14 protein-coding genes and 1 pseudogene are annotated in these 14041 nt (G+C 68.9%); 4 read left to right on the top strand and 11 right to left on the bottom strand.

What is annotated here, in order from left to right; all coding sequences use genetic code 11:
- Window positions 1–44 precede the first annotated feature (44 nt).
- Window positions 45–731, top strand: coding sequence for a GntR family transcriptional regulator (locus LOZ83_RS25710; protein WP_236794364.1), 687 nt, complete (start codon window positions 45–47; stop codon window positions 729–731).
- A 111-nt stretch (window positions 732–842) separates the two neighbouring features.
- Here the strand turns inward: LOZ83_RS25710 and LOZ83_RS25705 are convergent.
- Window positions 843–920, bottom strand: a pseudogene (locus LOZ83_RS25705) (IS5/IS1182 family transposase); the annotation flags it as partial.
- A gap of 40 nt (window positions 921–960) precedes the next feature.
- Window positions 961–1428 carry a MarR family winged helix-turn-helix transcriptional regulator gene (locus tag LOZ83_RS25700; protein WP_236794221.1) on the bottom strand — a complete coding sequence of 156 codons (468 nt, stop codon included), beginning with the start codon at window positions 1426–1428 and terminating at the stop codon, window positions 961–963.
- A gap of 56 nt (window positions 1429–1484) precedes the next feature.
- Here LOZ83_RS25700 and LOZ83_RS25695 point away from each other — a divergent pair, with 56 nt between their 5' ends.
- Window positions 1485–2510: an NAD-dependent epimerase/dehydratase family protein gene (locus LOZ83_RS25695; RefSeq protein ID WP_236794220.1), complete on the top strand. Its 1026-nt coding sequence runs from the start codon at window positions 1485–1487 to the stop codon at window positions 2508–2510.
- A gap of 7 nt (window positions 2511–2517) precedes the next feature.
- On the opposite strand, the gene LOZ83_RS25690 is transcribed toward LOZ83_RS25695, so the two are convergent.
- From LOZ83_RS25690 to LOZ83_RS25660, 7 genes are read right to left on the bottom strand one after another with little or no spacing between them, the layout of a single operon-like run.
- Complete coding sequence (locus LOZ83_RS25690) at window positions 2518–3675, bottom strand: FAD-binding oxidoreductase (RefSeq protein WP_236794219.1); 1158 nt, start codon at window positions 3673–3675, stop codon at window positions 2518–2520.
- A gap of 52 nt (window positions 3676–3727) precedes the next feature.
- A complete protein-coding gene (locus tag LOZ83_RS25685; RefSeq protein ID WP_236794218.1) occupies window positions 3728–4711 on the bottom strand; it encodes an ABC transporter ATP-binding protein in 984 nt (327 codons plus the stop codon).
- Entirely contained in the window at window positions 4708–5736 is a 1029-nt protein-coding gene (locus tag LOZ83_RS25680) for an ABC transporter ATP-binding protein (protein ID WP_236794217.1), read from the bottom strand. Before LOZ83_RS25680 ends, LOZ83_RS25685 begins: the two co-directional genes overlap by 4 nt.
- On the bottom strand, window positions 5733–6662 hold the full coding sequence (locus LOZ83_RS25675) for an ABC transporter permease (RefSeq protein WP_236794216.1): 930 nt from the start codon (window positions 6660–6662) through the stop codon (window positions 5733–5735). Before LOZ83_RS25675 ends, LOZ83_RS25680 begins: the two co-directional genes overlap by 4 nt.
- Window positions 6659–7603, bottom strand: coding sequence for an ABC transporter permease (locus LOZ83_RS25670; protein WP_236794215.1), 945 nt, complete (start codon window positions 7601–7603; stop codon window positions 6659–6661). The genes LOZ83_RS25675 and LOZ83_RS25670 overlap by 4 nt, the downstream gene beginning before the upstream one ends.
- 10 nt (window positions 7604–7613) lie before the next feature.
- A complete protein-coding gene (locus tag LOZ83_RS25665; RefSeq protein ID WP_236794214.1) occupies window positions 7614–9239 on the bottom strand; it encodes an ABC transporter substrate-binding protein in 1626 nt (541 codons plus the stop codon).
- A gap of 29 nt (window positions 9240–9268) precedes the next feature.
- Complete coding sequence (locus LOZ83_RS25660) at window positions 9269–10396, bottom strand: FAD-binding oxidoreductase (protein ID WP_236794213.1); 1128 nt, start codon at window positions 10394–10396, stop codon at window positions 9269–9271.
- Between the two features lie 199 nt (window positions 10397–10595).
- On the opposite strand from LOZ83_RS25660, the gene LOZ83_RS25655 reads away from it, so the two are divergent.
- Entirely contained in the window at window positions 10596–11243 is a 648-nt protein-coding gene (locus LOZ83_RS25655; RefSeq protein ID WP_236794212.1) for a GntR family transcriptional regulator, read from the top strand.
- Between the two features lie 54 nt (window positions 11244–11297).
- Here the strand turns inward: LOZ83_RS25655 and LOZ83_RS25650 are convergent, their stop codons facing one another.
- Window positions 11298–12452 (bottom strand): epoxide hydrolase family protein, encoded by a 1155-nt coding sequence (locus tag LOZ83_RS25650; RefSeq protein ID WP_236794211.1) that lies wholly within the window; start codon window positions 12450–12452, stop codon window positions 11298–11300.
- A gap of 89 nt (window positions 12453–12541) precedes the next feature.
- Here LOZ83_RS25650 and LOZ83_RS25645 point away from each other — a divergent pair, with 89 nt between their 5' ends.
- On the top strand, window positions 12542–13261 hold the full coding sequence (locus LOZ83_RS25645) for a TetR/AcrR family transcriptional regulator (protein ID WP_236794210.1): 720 nt from the start codon (window positions 12542–12544) through the stop codon (window positions 13259–13261).
- A gap of 3 nt (window positions 13262–13264) precedes the next feature.
- On the opposite strand, the gene LOZ83_RS25640 is transcribed toward LOZ83_RS25645, so the two are convergent.
- Entirely contained in the window at window positions 13265–14035 is a 771-nt protein-coding gene (locus LOZ83_RS25640; RefSeq protein ID WP_236794209.1) for an SDR family NAD(P)-dependent oxidoreductase, read from the bottom strand.
- Window positions 14036–14041: the final 6 nt, after the last annotated feature.

Here is a 14041-nt window from a genome sequence, read left to right as displayed (position 1 = left end):
TCGACAGCGTTGAAGCTGAAGGGGGTGCTCGCCACTTGGTCACCATGAGGCCGGCCGGGGCGACCGCGGACGACCTGGCCGCCGACCCGGTTTACGACCGCATCTACGAGGCGATCCTGGAGCACCGGCTGCCCCCGGGAACCAAGCTGCCCGAGGAGAAGCTGGCCGCCGTCTTCAAGGTCAGCCGCGCCCGGGTGCGCAAAGTGCTGGCCCGGCTGGGGAACGAGAACCTCATCGGGGTGGTGCCCAACAAGGGCGCGTTCATCGCGCGGCCGACCTTCGAAGAGTCCTGTGACATCTTCGAAGCGCGCCGGGCCCTGGAGCCGGCCATCGTGCGACGGCTCGCCAAGCGCGCGACCCCCGGCGATGTGGACCGGCTGCAACAGCATGTGGAGGCGGAGTACCAGGCGCGCGCCGCGGACGACCGGCGACCCGTCATCCGGCTCTCCGGCGAGTTCCACAATCTCGCCGCGGACCTGGCCGGAAACGAGGCGATGGCCCGGCCGATGAAGGAACTCAGCGCGCTGACCTGCCTGGCCATCCTGCTCTACGACTCGCCCACCAGCACCACCTGCCGGCCCGACGACCACGCACACATCGTGGCGATGATCAAGGCCGGCGACGGCGAAGGCGCCGCCGAGGCCATGACCGGGCACCTCGCCGCCATCGAGCAGTCGATGAGCTTCGAAGACAAGACCGCCCCGGTCGACCTCGGCGCGATCTTCTCGTAGGTTCTGCGCCGTGCACTGGCACTCCGCAGCCGCATTCTGAAGTGGTTCCTGGCGAGGACCGCGCGATCTGGTGGTGGGCCGGCGGGCGGGGCCGCCATCCGCGCCGCCATGCTTGCCGAAACAACGCGGGTTCAGCCCGGCGAACGGGGCTATCCAGGATGGCTCGGAGGCCGTGATCACCCCAGCCACGCCAAGATCATCTCACCTGTGACCGGCGGAGCCTAGGGCTCTAAACACGGCCTCGCAGTTGCATTTTCGTCAGCAGCGCGAGCAGCGTGCGCTGTTCCTCCGCATCGAGACCGGTGAAGAGGCCGGAGGCGTGAAGTCGCGTCCTGAGCACCTCCCATAGGCCGTGCCCGCGTTCGGTCAGGGCAAGGGTTCGCTTGCGGCCGTCGGAGGGGTGCGGCCGGCGGGCGATGAGTCCCATGCTCTGGAGCTTGTCGGCGGCGAGACTGACGGTCGAAGGATCGCAGCGGAGGCGGGCGGCCACGTCCCGCATTGTTGGCGGCTCGGTACCCGGCGCGAGCGCCCACAGCGTGCCGGCGACGGAGGCCGGCACCCCGAACTCCCCGAGCACCTGGGCCACGACGGCGTCCGCGGAGTGTCCCACTTCCACGAGAACACGGACGATCTCGGCTTTCCGCTCGGCGTCCGCGCGGTGCGTCGTCGGTGTCGTCGCGTCACGGTCGGCAGTCACGGACTCATGTTACCCTCCTAATATCAATGAGAAACTCAATGAATATGGAGAGGTAGATGACTCGCAGTAACGGCAGTGAGACAGTGCTCGTCACGGGCGGAACCGGCTATCTGGCGGGCTGGGTGATCACGGGCCTGCTCCAGCGCGGCTACCGGGTGCGCGCCACTGTGCGCAGCCACGGCAAGGAGGAGCAGGTGCGTCAAGCCGTCAGCGGCCGCGCGGGCGCGGAAGCGGCCGGGGGCATCGAGTTCGCTGTCGTTGATCTCCTCAGCGACGAGGGCTGGGACAGGGCTTTCGAGGGCGCCCATTACGTGATTCACACCGCGTCACCGATGCCTTTCGACTCGGGCGCGGATCTCATCAAGACCGCCCGCGAGGGCACCCGGCGTGTCCTGGGCGCCGCCGCCCGGGCCGGGGTGACGCGTGCGGTGCTCACGTCGTCCGGCCTCACGGCCTATGCGGGCGACTCGAACGCGCCCGCGAGCGAAACGACCTATGCCGAGCCGTCCGGCACCCCACAGCACGCCTACCCGGACTCCAAGATCCTCGCTGAGCGCGACGCCTGGGAACTCGCCGACGCGACCGGGCTCGAGCTGACCGCCGTCCTACCGACCTTCATGCAAGGCCCCCCGCTGGGCGCGCGGACCGCGGCCGGAACGACCGACGTCATCCGCCGCCTGCTCGCCCGCCAGATCCCCGCGATCCCGAACATCGGCTGGAACGTCGTCGATGTCCGTGACGTCGCCGAACTGCACATTCTCGCCATGACGAGTCCTGCCGCCGCAGGCCAGCGCTTTCTCGCGTCGGGCAGCTTCCTGTGGTACCGGGACATCGCCCGCATCCTGCGCGACAAGCTCCCGGACCAAGCCACCAAGGTACCCACACACACGATGCCCGACATCATCGTCAAGCTGCTGGCCCGAGTGAACCCGCAGCTGGCGATGGTGCGCTCCGAACTCGGCCGCACGAGGCTCGGCGACAGCAGCAAAGCACGCACACTCGGCTGGCAGCCCCGCCCCACCGAACAGACGATCGTCGACACCGCCACCGCGCTCACGGCGACAGACTCGCCCAGCAAGTAGCTGCTGCCTACTCGCCGGCAGGGCCCTGGAAGGTGCGTCCGGGAGTGAACCGATCGGGCCGGTAATGCGCGAGGCCGTCGAAATCCGGATCGCTCAGGTCGTCCACGATGAGATCGGCCATTCCGGCACCGAGGGTGATCCCGCTGTGCATGACGGCGTAATAGAGTCCGTTGACGCCGGGATCGAACCCGACGATCGGATACCCGTCCTCCGGCAGGGCTCGCACTCCGCGCCGGAACGCCTCGAACGGGACGTCGTACAGTCCGGGAACGAGTTCCGAGAGCCGGTCCCGCAACTTCTTGATCTCTGGCAGCTCAGCGGAAGGCACCATATCGGCCGGAACGCTGAGCAACGAGTCGGATGTGGCCAGAATCCGGCCGCCGCCGTCCGGCCGGATGAAGAGGTCCGGCGCGATGACCACGTGCTGGATCATCGCCGGCGCCGGCGCCGTGACCGCGAGTATCCCGAAGTTGGTCTCCACGGGCAGAACCGCGCCGGCGAGAGAGGCCAGTCCGGGGGAGTCAGGACCGGCGGCCAGGATCACCACATCGGCTTCGAGACGATCCCCCGAGTCGAGGACCACCCCGGTGACCTCACCCGGTCCGCCGAGCATTTCCGTCACCGTGGCATTGATGACCCGGGCGCCGTACTCGCCGGCGGCACGGTGTAGCAACGAACGGATCATCAGCGCCGGTTGCAGCCAGCCCTCGTCTCGAATGTGAAAGACGGTCTCGACCTCCTCCTTTTCAAGGGAGAGTCCCGGCTCGACGGACCGGGCGAGTTCATCCGGTGTGTACGCGTCCACACGCGCCCCCCACGTCTGAAGTCGCTTCAACGACTCCGTCAGCTCGAACTGGCTCTGCCCCGTGGAGGACACCCAATGCAGCCCACCGTTGAGGGTCAGCCAGTCGCCGGAAAGCTCTTGCTCGAGCTCGCGGTGCGCCCGGATCGAATTGGTGCGCAGCCGGTAATAGTGTTTGGGGAAGTTGCCCAAGGCGTTGAGCCAGGCGAAACTGTTCCCGCTCGTGGCCCCGCCCGGATAGCCGCGCTCGACGATCGTGACGGTCGCGCCTGCCTGCGCCAGCCGGTAGGCGGCGCAGCTACCGACCGCACCCGCGCCGACGACGATGATGCGGGCATCGGCCAATACGCCCAGTGAAGGCACTTCAAGGCTCCTAACGTTTCGATTTTGGTGGGGACGGATGAGTGCGGACGCGTCAGCTCACGGCCAGCTCCTGTGGCACGGCCGGGTCACCGAGGTGACACGACACCGCGTCCGATGCCTCCTGGTCGACCGGCCGCTCGACGGGCTCCACGGTGGCGCACGTCGGCAGGGCGACGGGGCAGCGGGTGTGGAATCGGCAACCCGCCGGGATATTGCTCGGGCTGGGCAGTTCGCCCGCCAGCAGCACATGGTCGCGCCGGCGTTCGACGACGGGATCCGCCGATGGCGTCGCCGCGAGCAGCGCGCGCGTATAGGGATGCTGGGGCTGGTCGAAGACGGCGTGTGCCGTCCCTCGCTCCACCACGCGCCCCAGGTACATCACCGCGACCCGATCGGAGATCCGCCGGACCAGCCCGAGATCGTGGCCGATGAACAGCAGCCCGAGGCCGAACTCGCGCTGCAGATCGAGAAAGAGATTGATGATCTGCGCGCGAATCGACACGTCGAGCGCGCTGACGGGCTCGTCGCAGATCAGCATCCGGGGCTCGACGGCCAGTGCCCGGGCGATGGCGACCCGCTGCCGCTGGCCCCCGGAGAGCGCCGAGGGCATCCGGTCGGCGTGCGCGGCCGACAGTCCGACCAGCTCCAGGAGTTCGAGGACGCGTGCCGGCCGGGATGAGGGCCGGCCGATCCGATGGATGTCGAGCGCCTCCGCGACAGCCTTGCCGACGCTCAGCCGAGGACTGAGCGAGGAAAGCGGGTCCTGGAAGACGTATTGGACTTGGCGGCGATAGGCGCGCAGTGCCGAGCCGCGCAGGCTGCTCACCACCTGGCCGTCGAAGACGACCTGGCCGTTCGCCGCGCTGTGCAGCCCGACGACGGTGCGTGCGAGTGTCGACTTGCCGCAGCCGGACTCGCCGACCAGGCCGACGACCTCGTCGCCGTCGACCGAGAGGGTCGCACCGTCCACCGCCGTGACCGTCGTGCCGCCGCTGGAGAACTTCACGGTGAGGTCCTCGATCGTCAGGAGGCTCATGACTGGACCGCCGTCTCTTCTTCGGTGAGCGGTTCGTGGCGTGGGTGCTTCCAGCAGGCGGACGTCTGCCAGCCGCCGGGGCGAGTGCGCAGCGGTGCCAGGACCGGGAAAAGGTCGGCGCAGGACGCTTCGGCGAGTTCGCAGCGGTCCGCGAATCGGCAGCCCTCGCCCACACCCGCGAGGTCCGGCGGTAGCCCGGGCAGCACCCGGAACGGCTCTTTCGCGCCCGCGCGCGGATCGGCGATCGAGGCGAGGAGCCCGGAGGTGTAGGGGTGGTCGGGATCGGTCAGCACACTGATGGCGTCGCCGTACTCCACCATCCTCCCGGCGTACATGACGGCGATCTTGTCGGCCATGGACGCCACGACTCCCATGTCGTGCGTGATGAGCACCAGCGCGAGACCACGTTCGGCCTGGATTTCCCGGAGCAGTTCGAGCAATTGGGCCTGGGTCGTCACGTCGAGAGCGGTCGTCGGCTCGTCCGCGATGAGGACCGTGGGCTCGCCGGCGATCGCGAGGGCGACCAGGGCGCGTTGCCGCATCCCGCCGCTCATTTCGTGCGGGTAGGCCGAGTATCGCGCCCGCGGGTCGGCGATTCCGACCTGTGCCAGCAGTTCGATCGCCCGCTGCCGCGCGTTCGCCTTGTCCAGGCCGAGATGCGTCCGCACGCTGTGGGCGATCTGAGGGCCGATCCGGCGCATCGGATTGAACGCGGTCAGCGGGTCCTGGAAGATCACCCCGACGTCGCTGCCGAGGATCGCCGCGCGCTCGGCGTCGACGAGATTCAGCACGTCGCGGCCGCGGAGCAGCACCTGCCCGCCGGTGTCGGCGGCCACATTGGCAGGCAACAGGCCGAAGATGCCCAACGTCGAGACGGTCTTCCCGGAACCCGATTCGCCCACGACGGCCAGCGTCTCGCCCGGCGCCACCGACCAGCTCACCTCGTCGACGATGGTGATGCTCTGCTCGCGAGTGTGTAACCGGAGGGAGAATTCGCGAGCTTCGAGGACCGGCCCGGCGGTCATTGGGACACCATCCTCTTGGCGCGGTCGGGGGCGACTCTGACCCGCGCGGCCCGGGGCGCCAGGCTGGGCAGCCGGCCGAGGCGGCGAGCGAGCGTCGCGCGGGGGAGCGCGCCTTGGCTGGAGCGCAGCGCGATGGACCGGCTGAACACGTTGAGCGTCACCACGAACAGCGTCAGAGCCGCGCCCGGCAGGATCACGAGCATCGCGTCGGATTCGAGGTAACGGGTGCCGTCGACGAGCATCTGACCCCACTCGGACTGGGGCGGCTTCACCCCCATGCCGAGGAAGCTGAGGGAGGCCACGGACAGGGCGACGAGCCCGGCGTCACCCGCGGCGTACACCAGTGCCGGGCCGATCGCGGCGGGCACCAGGTGCCGGCCGAAGATCCGCACCGGACTCGCGCCGAGCACCTTGAGTGCCTCGATGTGGGGCTGTTCCTTGGTCGAGAGCACCACGCTGCGGGAGAGGCGGGCATACGCCGACCACCAGCCGAGCGTCAGCGCGATGATCATCGTGAGATAGCCGGTGCCGAAGGCGCCGATCACCGCCAGCGCGATGACCATGCTCGGGATGCTCATGAAGACATCCGTGACACGCATGACGATCTCGTCGACGATGCCGCCGATCGCCCCGGCGAGCACCCCGATCGTCCCGCCCACCACGATCGCGCAGCCGATCACCGCGGCCACCGCCGTGATCGTCGTCTGGGACGCCAGAAGGAGGCGGCTGAGCAGGTCGCGACCGAGCTGGTCGGTGCCGAGCAGATGGTGGGCGCCCGGGCCACCGAAGGCGTTGCCGAGATCGATGGCGTTCGGGTCGTACGGTGCGAGCAGGGGCGCGACCAGGCTCACCACGACCATGACGAGCACCGCGATGCCGGCGGCCCTGGGCAGGCCGCGAAGAGCGGTGACCACAGTGCGGATCATCGGGTTCCCTCCCGGAGCGAGCGGCGGACCCTCGGGTCGAGGATCCCCTGGATGAGGTCGGCCACGAGGTTGAGGACGATCAGGACGACGACGAACAGCAGCAGCACGGCCTGGATCACCGGGAAGTCCCGGAACAGCAGCCCGCGCAGGAAATAGTCACCGATGCCCGGCCAGGCGAAGATCGTCTCGACGATGGTCAGGCCCGGCAGCACCGTGAAGCCGATCTGGGTGAGGAAGACCGTCACCGCCTGGGGCGCGATGTTGGGCAGGACATCGCGCACCAGGACGGCACCGGGCAGTGCGCCGACGCTGCGACCGGTGATGACGTACTGCTGTGTCATCGCCTCCTCGACCAGGACGCGTACGACGATCGCGAAGATCGCGGCCGAGCCACAGCCTAGGGTCAGCGCGGGCAGCACCCACGACGGCGGACCACTCTCCCCAATTGCCGGGAACACAGGCGCCTTCAGCGTGAACGCCAACAGCAGTAGCGGGCCGAGGAAGAACGTCGGCACCGACACCCCCGTCATCGCCACACCGCGTGTCGCGCGGTCGATCCAGCCACCGGGGCGCCAGGCACCGAGGCCGGCCAGTAGCACTCCCAGCACGAGCGCTACCAGCGCGGCACAAAGGACGAGGATCAGGCTCACCCCGACCTTGTCGGCGAGATCGTGCGCCACCGATCGGCCGTTCTGGAACGAACTGCCGAAGTCGCCCCGGAACGCGTGCCCGATCCAGGACAGGTACCGCTCCGGGGCGGAGCGGTCGAGCCCGAGCTCGGCGCGGACCTGCGCCACGTTCTCCATGGTGCTGGTCGCCCCGAAGCGCCGCTCCGCCAGCAGTTTCGCGGGATCACCCGGGGCGAGATCCACCAACAGGAAGATCAGCACCGACGCCAGGACGAACGTGATGACGGCGACCCCGACCCGGCGAACGATCATGCGCAGCATGTCAGTCCCCAGACACCCAGACCCCGGCGAGCGGGAAGTCGTAGTCGGTCGGTGCGAGCGTCAGGTTGTGCACCCTGGGACCGGCGGCCCACAGCCGCTGCGGGTACACGAGCGGGACGAAAGCGCTGTTGTCGTCCAGGAAGCGGTAGACGCCCGAGAGGTCGGCGTCCCGCTCCGGCTCGGACGGCGCCGCGACCGCCTTCTCGATGAGGGGATCGAGCCGGGCGGGATCGGTCCAGATCTTTCCGTCGGTGCTCTCCAAGGTGCTCAAGAACGAGTTCGTGAGCGTGCCGAGCGGGTCATAGGGCGCACCGATCGTGTAGAAGATCGTCATGTCGTACTGTCCGGCGGGGACGGCGTCATGCGATGTGGCGTGGTCCACCGCGTCGATCTGGACCTGGATGCCGATGTCCTTGAGGGTCGCCTGGATGATCTCGGCCAGCTGCCGCACGCCGGGCTGGTTCTCTTCCGCCACAAGGATTTCGAGCTTCAGCGGGACCCCGTTCTTGCTGCGGGTGCCGTCACCGGTCCAGCCCGCGGCCTGGAGCACCTGCTTCGCCGCATTGAGGTCGGGCGGCGGCGCCGTCTTGCCTTCACCGGTCGGCACGGTGCTGGGCATGAGCGAACCCGCCGGTTCCGCGAAGCCGAGGTTGCGGTTCTGCGCGATCGCTTTCCGGTCGAGGGCAAGGCTGATCGCCTTGCGGACCGCCGGGTCGGAGGTCAGCCGGGACGGCGCGGGGTTGAAGCCCAGCAACTGCGTCGTCGTGCCCGGTGCGGTGGTGAGCTTGACGCCGCCGCCCGACCGGTTCTTCAGTTCCTGCGCGTCCTCGGGCAGCATCGGACCGGTCCAGTCGCCACCGATCAGATCGATATCGCCGCTGCGGAGCGCCGTGAGCCGGGTCTTCGCGTCCGGGATCACCTTGAGGTCGACCTCGGCGAACTCCGGCGCGGTACCCCAGTAACCCGGGTTGCGGGTCAGCACCGTCTCGGTGGGTCCGTTGCTCTTGACCACCCACGGTCCCGTGCCGATCGGCTGCCCGCCGTACTTGCCATCGGCGCCGAACGCCTTCGGGCTCAGGAAACGCACCGGACGGACGAGGCTGAGGTCCCGCAGCACGTAGGCGTAGGGCTTCGACAGGCTGAGCGTGAGCGTCAGGTCGTCGGTGGCGGTCACCGCGGAGACGACCGCGGAGGTCACGACGAAGTCTTTCAGGTTGGCATCGCCGATCCACATGTCGAGGCTCTTCTTCGCCGCCTCGGCAGTCCAGGGCGTGCCGTCGGAGAACTTCACGCCCGGGCGCAGATGGAACGTGTAGGTCTTGCCGTCCGCCGAGGTGTCCCAGGACTCGGCGAGCGCCGGCAGGATCTTGCCGTTCTCGCCGGAGGCGACCAGCGGCTCGAAGATCATCGACTGGACATCGAAGATCCCCTTGAAGGCGAACGGATTGAGGTCGTCCGCGGCGCGGTTGATGCCGACGGTCAGCACACCGTTGGGGTTCTTCACATCCGAGGCGCCACTGCCCGAGCCACCGCAGGCCGCCGTGGCGAAGAGGGCGGCGGCGGAAAGCATCAATGCCGCGCGGCGGACACGGTGCCGGCCGGCGCGTTGTGCGGGGTTTCTTGCCATGTTGGTCTCCCGTGATCTCTCGGGTGGGACTACCTGAAACGGGTGAGACGGAACGGTTCGAGCGCTTCTTCGGGCCGACCGGACAGCAGCTCGCGAGCGATGAGCTTGCCGAGAATGGGGGCGAGGCTGACCCCGCTGTGAGTGACGGCGACATACACGGCGGGGACCGCGGGACCGGGCCCCACAATGGACACGCCGTCGTCCGGCAGGGGGCGCAGGCCCACACCGGCGGCGATCACTTCCGAGCCGCGCAGAGCGGGCACGGTTTTGCCCGCCAATGTGAGCAAAGCCGCGGCACCACGGCTCACCGCCTCGGCCGGGGTGCCGGTGGTGAGCTCCAGGCCGTGGCCTTCACCGGAGAGCAGTACCTCGCCGGACCGGTGGGGCCGGACCACGAAACCGGAGCCCAGGACCTGGTGGCGCAACCCGCCAGCGGGGGCCGTGGCGCGGACGACGAGACCGGGGACGGAGGCCTCGGTCCGCGCCACCATCGGCACGGTGACCCCGGCCAATGCGGCAAGGTCGGCGGTCCAGGCGCCGGCCGTCAGGACGACCCGGCCGGCGCGGATCTGTTCTCCGGAGCTGAGCCGGACTCCGGTGCTCCCGGCGGGGCTGCTCTCGTGGTCGAAGCCGACCACCTCGCCAGTGCGGAAACGGACGTTGCTCCCGGCGAGCCGGTGAACGATGTCGTCCACGAGCGCCGGCCCGTCGATCCAGCCCTCGGTGGGGAACCAGGCGGCCACGGTGCCCTCGTCCACATCGAGTTCGGGATGGTGGAGCACTAGTTGGTCGTAGCCGAGGAACTGCGCGGCGTACCCGAGCCCGACCAGCCGCCGCACGTCCGCCTCCAATTGGGCGGCGCCGTCGGCCGGCACGAGCTCGAGGTTGCCGGTGGCGTGCAGCCAGTTGCCCGGAATGTCGAGGCCCAGTTGGTACGACTCGCGCGAGCCATTGACGCTGAGCTCGACGTATTCGGGCACATAGCCGCGCCGGACCTTGCTGCTCGCGTTCATCCACGCGAAGGTCCACGTCGTCGTGGCGCTGCCCGGCTCCGCACGGTCGATGACCGTCACGTCGAGTCCCGAGTCGCGCAGGTTCCACGCCAGCGTCGCGCCGACGATTCCCGCGCCCACGATGACGATGTCCGCTTGGTCCACGATTCCACTCCGGGGGCTAACGATTGATTGTCGAACAATTGATTGGTGCTCATATAACAGGTAGGCTGTTGCCAGCGTCAAGGGTTCATCGACAATTGATGTGGCCCGGTGGCCGACCCGGCCGTGACGGAGGCATTGGGGCCTCGGAGTGAGCGAGTACAGGGGGAATCAGGTGTTGCCGAAGTTGAGCGTCGAGAAGGTGACCACCGTGGATCGGGTCGCCGAGGCGCTTCGCGTCGAGATCCTGGGAGGTGGCATCGCGCCCGGCACGCCGCTGCGCGAGGTCGAGGTCGCCGCCACCACGGGGGTCTCGCGGGGCTCGGTCCGCCAAGCCTTCAGCGTCCTGGTCAATGAGGGCCTGTTGAGCCAGAACTCCTACCGCAGCGTGATCGTCACAACCCTGGACGAACACGACATCCGGGAGATCTACCAGGCTCGCCGCATGATCGAACTGTCCGCGGTCGAAGCCACCGCGGGGGCGGACGAGGAGCACATCGCGGTGCTGCGAAAGGCTTACGAGGAATTCGTCGCCGCGGTCGAAGGAGCCGACCGCAACGGGATCCACCTGGCCGACGTCCAGGTGCACGCCGCGCTCGTGGCCGTGCTGGGCTCGGGCCGCCTCAGCCGCGTGCACGCGGGACTGATGAGCGAACTACGGCTCGCGGCCACGGCCCAGTACAAGAGCCCGCCCGAAGGAGCCACGCTCGTCAAGCGTCACGGCGACTTCATCGACCTCGTCACCGCCGGCAAGACCGATGAGGCCCGCACCCAGCTCGCCGACCGGCTCGACAACTCCGAGGAACTACTGATCACCGCGTTTCGTGAGGCTCGCGCACGTCAGGGGTGACCCGAGGACGCGCGGGGTGTGCGACCAGGCTGGAGTTCTCCACATTGAACGAGGTCACGAGGACGCCTGCGCGAGGGCCCGGACGGCCGCGCGAACCTCGTCGATGAAGATCGACGGCTGTTCCCACGCCGGGAAGTGCCCGCCGCGGGCGGGCTCACCCCAGTGCACGATGGTGGAGAAGACGCGCTCGGTCCATCGCCGCGACGCCCGCATCATCTCGCGCGGGAACATGCTGAACGCGGTCGGCACCGTGACCTGCCGGCCGTCCGCCAGGTCACCGAGCCCTTCCCAATAGAGCCGCGCCGACGAGGCGGCGCTGTTGGTCAGCCAGTACGTCGTGATGACATCGAGGATCTCGTCGCGAGGCAGCAGTTCTTCGACGTCGCCGTCGTGGTCGGTCCATTCGTGCAGCTTTTCGTAGATCCAGGCGGCCTGACCGGACGGCGAGTCGGCGAGCGCGTACCCGATGGTCTGTGGGCGGGTGCTCTGGAGCGCGTAATAGGCCGAGCCGTCCTGCTGGAACCGCCCGGCGTCGGCGAGCATGGCCTGCTCGGCTTCATCCGCGTCGCGTACCTCGTCGGGGGTCGGGAAGGTCAGCGCGCCGGTGATGTGGGCGCCGAGGAAACCCGCCGGCTCCTGCCGGGCGATGGCGAGCGCGACCGCGGCGCCCCAGTCGCCACCGTGGGCCGCCCAGCGGCTGCCGTAACCGAGCCGGTTCATGAGCTCGATCCAGGCACGGCCGGTCCGCGCCAGATCCCAGCCGGTTTCGGCCGGCTGCCCCGAGGCGCCGTGGCCGGGCAGGAACGGCAGCACGAGATGCAGTGCCGTGGACGGGTCTCCGCCATGCGCCCGCGGGTCGGTGAGCGGGCCGACGACATGCCGGAAATCGAGCGGCGAGCCCGGCCAGCCATGTGTCATCACGACCGGCACCGCCCCGGCTTCGGGCGAGCGGATCTCGAAGAACCGGATGGTGAGCCCGTCGATCGTCGTCTGCTGGGGCGCCCAGCCGTTGAGCAGGGTCTCGCAGCGACGCCAGTCGTAGGAGTCGCGCCAGTATGCGCACAACGCCTGCAGGCGGGCGAGCGGTACGCCCTGACTCCAGTCGTCGACCGGTTCGCGCGGGGGCCACCGGGTCGCGTCCAGCCGCCGTCGCAGGTCGTCGAGCCGTTCGGCCGACGCGGCGATGGGATGCGGGGTGAGTTCGCTCATCGGCGCTCCTCGTGCTCGTGTTGTCTACAGTGTATACGGACTGTTTACACCGTAGACTGAACGGCGTCGAGTCGGCTACGATGCGCCGCATGGCTGAGCCGGGGAAGTCGCCTGCGTGGCCGCGGGCCGGACTGGACCACGCGGCGCGGGCCAGGGAGTTGACCGTCATCGCGCTCCGGCTGATCGATGCCGACGGGCTGCCCGGGCTGACCATGCGCCGGCTGGCCGCCGAAACCGGGATGACCGCGATGGCGGTCTACCGGTACTTTCCGGACAAGCGGGCCGTCCTCGACGCGGTCACCGGCCTCATTCACGAGGAATTCCTTGCTGAGCGGGAAAAGCAGGCGGCCGCCCGCGAACCGAATGCACCGAGCTGGCTGGACCTCCTGATCAGTTCGGTGGTCAGTGTGCTCGTCCGGCACCACCGCGACATCACTGTGCTGGCCCAGGCGCAGGTGTCGGGTTCGAGTAGCGCACATCTCAACGACGAGGCACTGGACAACTTCGAGCGCACCCTGCGCCAATTCGCCGGCGTCGGCATCAAGGGCGTCGCGGCCGTGCAGCTCTCCTTCCTGATCAGCCAGGGCGTGTTCATGCTGGCGCTCGCGTGCCGGGGCGACCCGGACAACGACATCTCCGCCGACGCACAGCTCCGCGCGCAGTGGGAGTCCTTGAGCGACCTGCCGTCCGAGCGCTACCCGTTGGTGCGGGAGGCGGCGCACGCGTTCGCCCGCGACGAGGATCCGACCACCCTGCTGCAGCGCGGCACCGACCTGTTCACCGCCGTCCTGCGACTCGGCGCCGGGTGACCGTCACCAGTCCAGGTGGATCGGCAAGAACGGGCTGTCGGTCACCGCGGCCCGGTGCGCCGCCAGGATCGCACGGGCCCGGTCGCCGATCGGCAGCCGCAACGGCGGGTCGTCGAGTTCGGCCGCGTCGGCGATGGCCACGCCGACCTCCCTCGCACTCAGCATCGTGGCGGGATTGATGCCGAGCTGAGCGAACAGGCCCGCATAGGGATCGTCACGCATGCTGTAGGTACGCGCGTTGTGCAGGGCGCCCGAGCTGACGGTGTTGGGCTGCAGCAAAGTGGCCCGGATGCCCCAGTGGCGCACCTCTGTCGCCAGTGCTTCGACGAGTGCTTCCAGCGCCCATTTCGTTGCTGCGTAACCGGAACTGCCCGGCCGGACGACCCTGCCGAGGACACCCGACACGAACAGCAGGCGACCGGACCGGCGCCGGCGCATCTGCGGCAGGACCGCTTGCACGACCCGGATGGTTCCCGAGGTGTTGTGGGCGTACAGCAGTTCGAGTGCTTCCGGCGGAGTCGCCTCGACGGCGCCCCAGATGATCGGCGCACCGGCGTTCGACACCAGGATGTCGATCTCGCCCGCCGCGGACACTGCGCTGTCGACGGTCTCCTGATCGGTCACGTCGAGTTGTAGCTTCTGGTCGACGTCGAGTCCGGCGAGTGCGCCGGGGTCACGTGCGGTGGCCACGACACGGTAGCCCCTCCTCGCGAACTCGAGCGCGACGATCCGTCCGATACCTCTGGACGCGCCTGTGACGAACACTGACGGCATGTGGGA

Origin of the sequence: Amycolatopsis sp. GM8, assembly GCF_021653975.1 — a bacterium.
GTDB lineage: Bacteria > Actinomycetota > Actinomycetes > Mycobacteriales > Pseudonocardiaceae > Amycolatopsis_E.
Note: the sequence above shows the minus strand (reverse complement) of the source record. Positions and strands in the feature narration are given on the sequence as shown.

Coding starts and splice junctions, on each gene's coding strand:
- LOZ83_RS25710 (WP_236794364.1), top strand. CDS start 45: ATGAGGCCGGCCGGGGCGACCGCGGACGACCTGGCCGCCGACCCGGTT.
- LOZ83_RS25695 (WP_236794220.1), top strand. CDS start 1,485: ATGACTCGCAGTAACGGCAGTGAGACAGTGCTCGTCACGGGCGGAACC.
- LOZ83_RS25685 (WP_236794218.1), bottom strand. CDS start 4,711: ATGAGCCTCCTGACGATCGAGGACCTCACCGTGAAGTTCTCCAGCGGC.
- LOZ83_RS25680 (WP_236794217.1), bottom strand. CDS start 5,736: ATGACCGCCGGGCCGGTCCTCGAAGCTCGCGAATTCTCCCTCCGGTTA.
- LOZ83_RS25675 (WP_236794216.1), bottom strand. CDS start 6,662: ATGATCCGCACTGTGGTCACCGCTCTTCGCGGCCTGCCCAGGGCCGCC.
- LOZ83_RS25670 (WP_236794215.1), bottom strand. CDS start 7,603: ATGATCGTTCGCCGGGTCGGGGTCGCCGTCATCACGTTCGTCCTGGCG.
- LOZ83_RS25665 (WP_236794214.1), bottom strand. CDS start 9,239: ATGGCAAGAAACCCCGCACAACGCGCCGGCCGGCACCGTGTCCGCCGC.
- LOZ83_RS25650 (WP_236794211.1), bottom strand. CDS start 12,452: ATGAGCGAACTCACCCCGCATCCCATCGCCGCGTCGGCCGAACGGCTC.
- LOZ83_RS25645 (WP_236794210.1), top strand. CDS start 12,542: ATGGCTGAGCCGGGGAAGTCGCCTGCGTGGCCGCGGGCCGGACTGGAC.
- LOZ83_RS25640 (WP_236794209.1), bottom strand. CDS start 14,035: ATGCCGTCAGTGTTCGTCACAGGCGCGTCCAGAGGTATCGGACGGATC.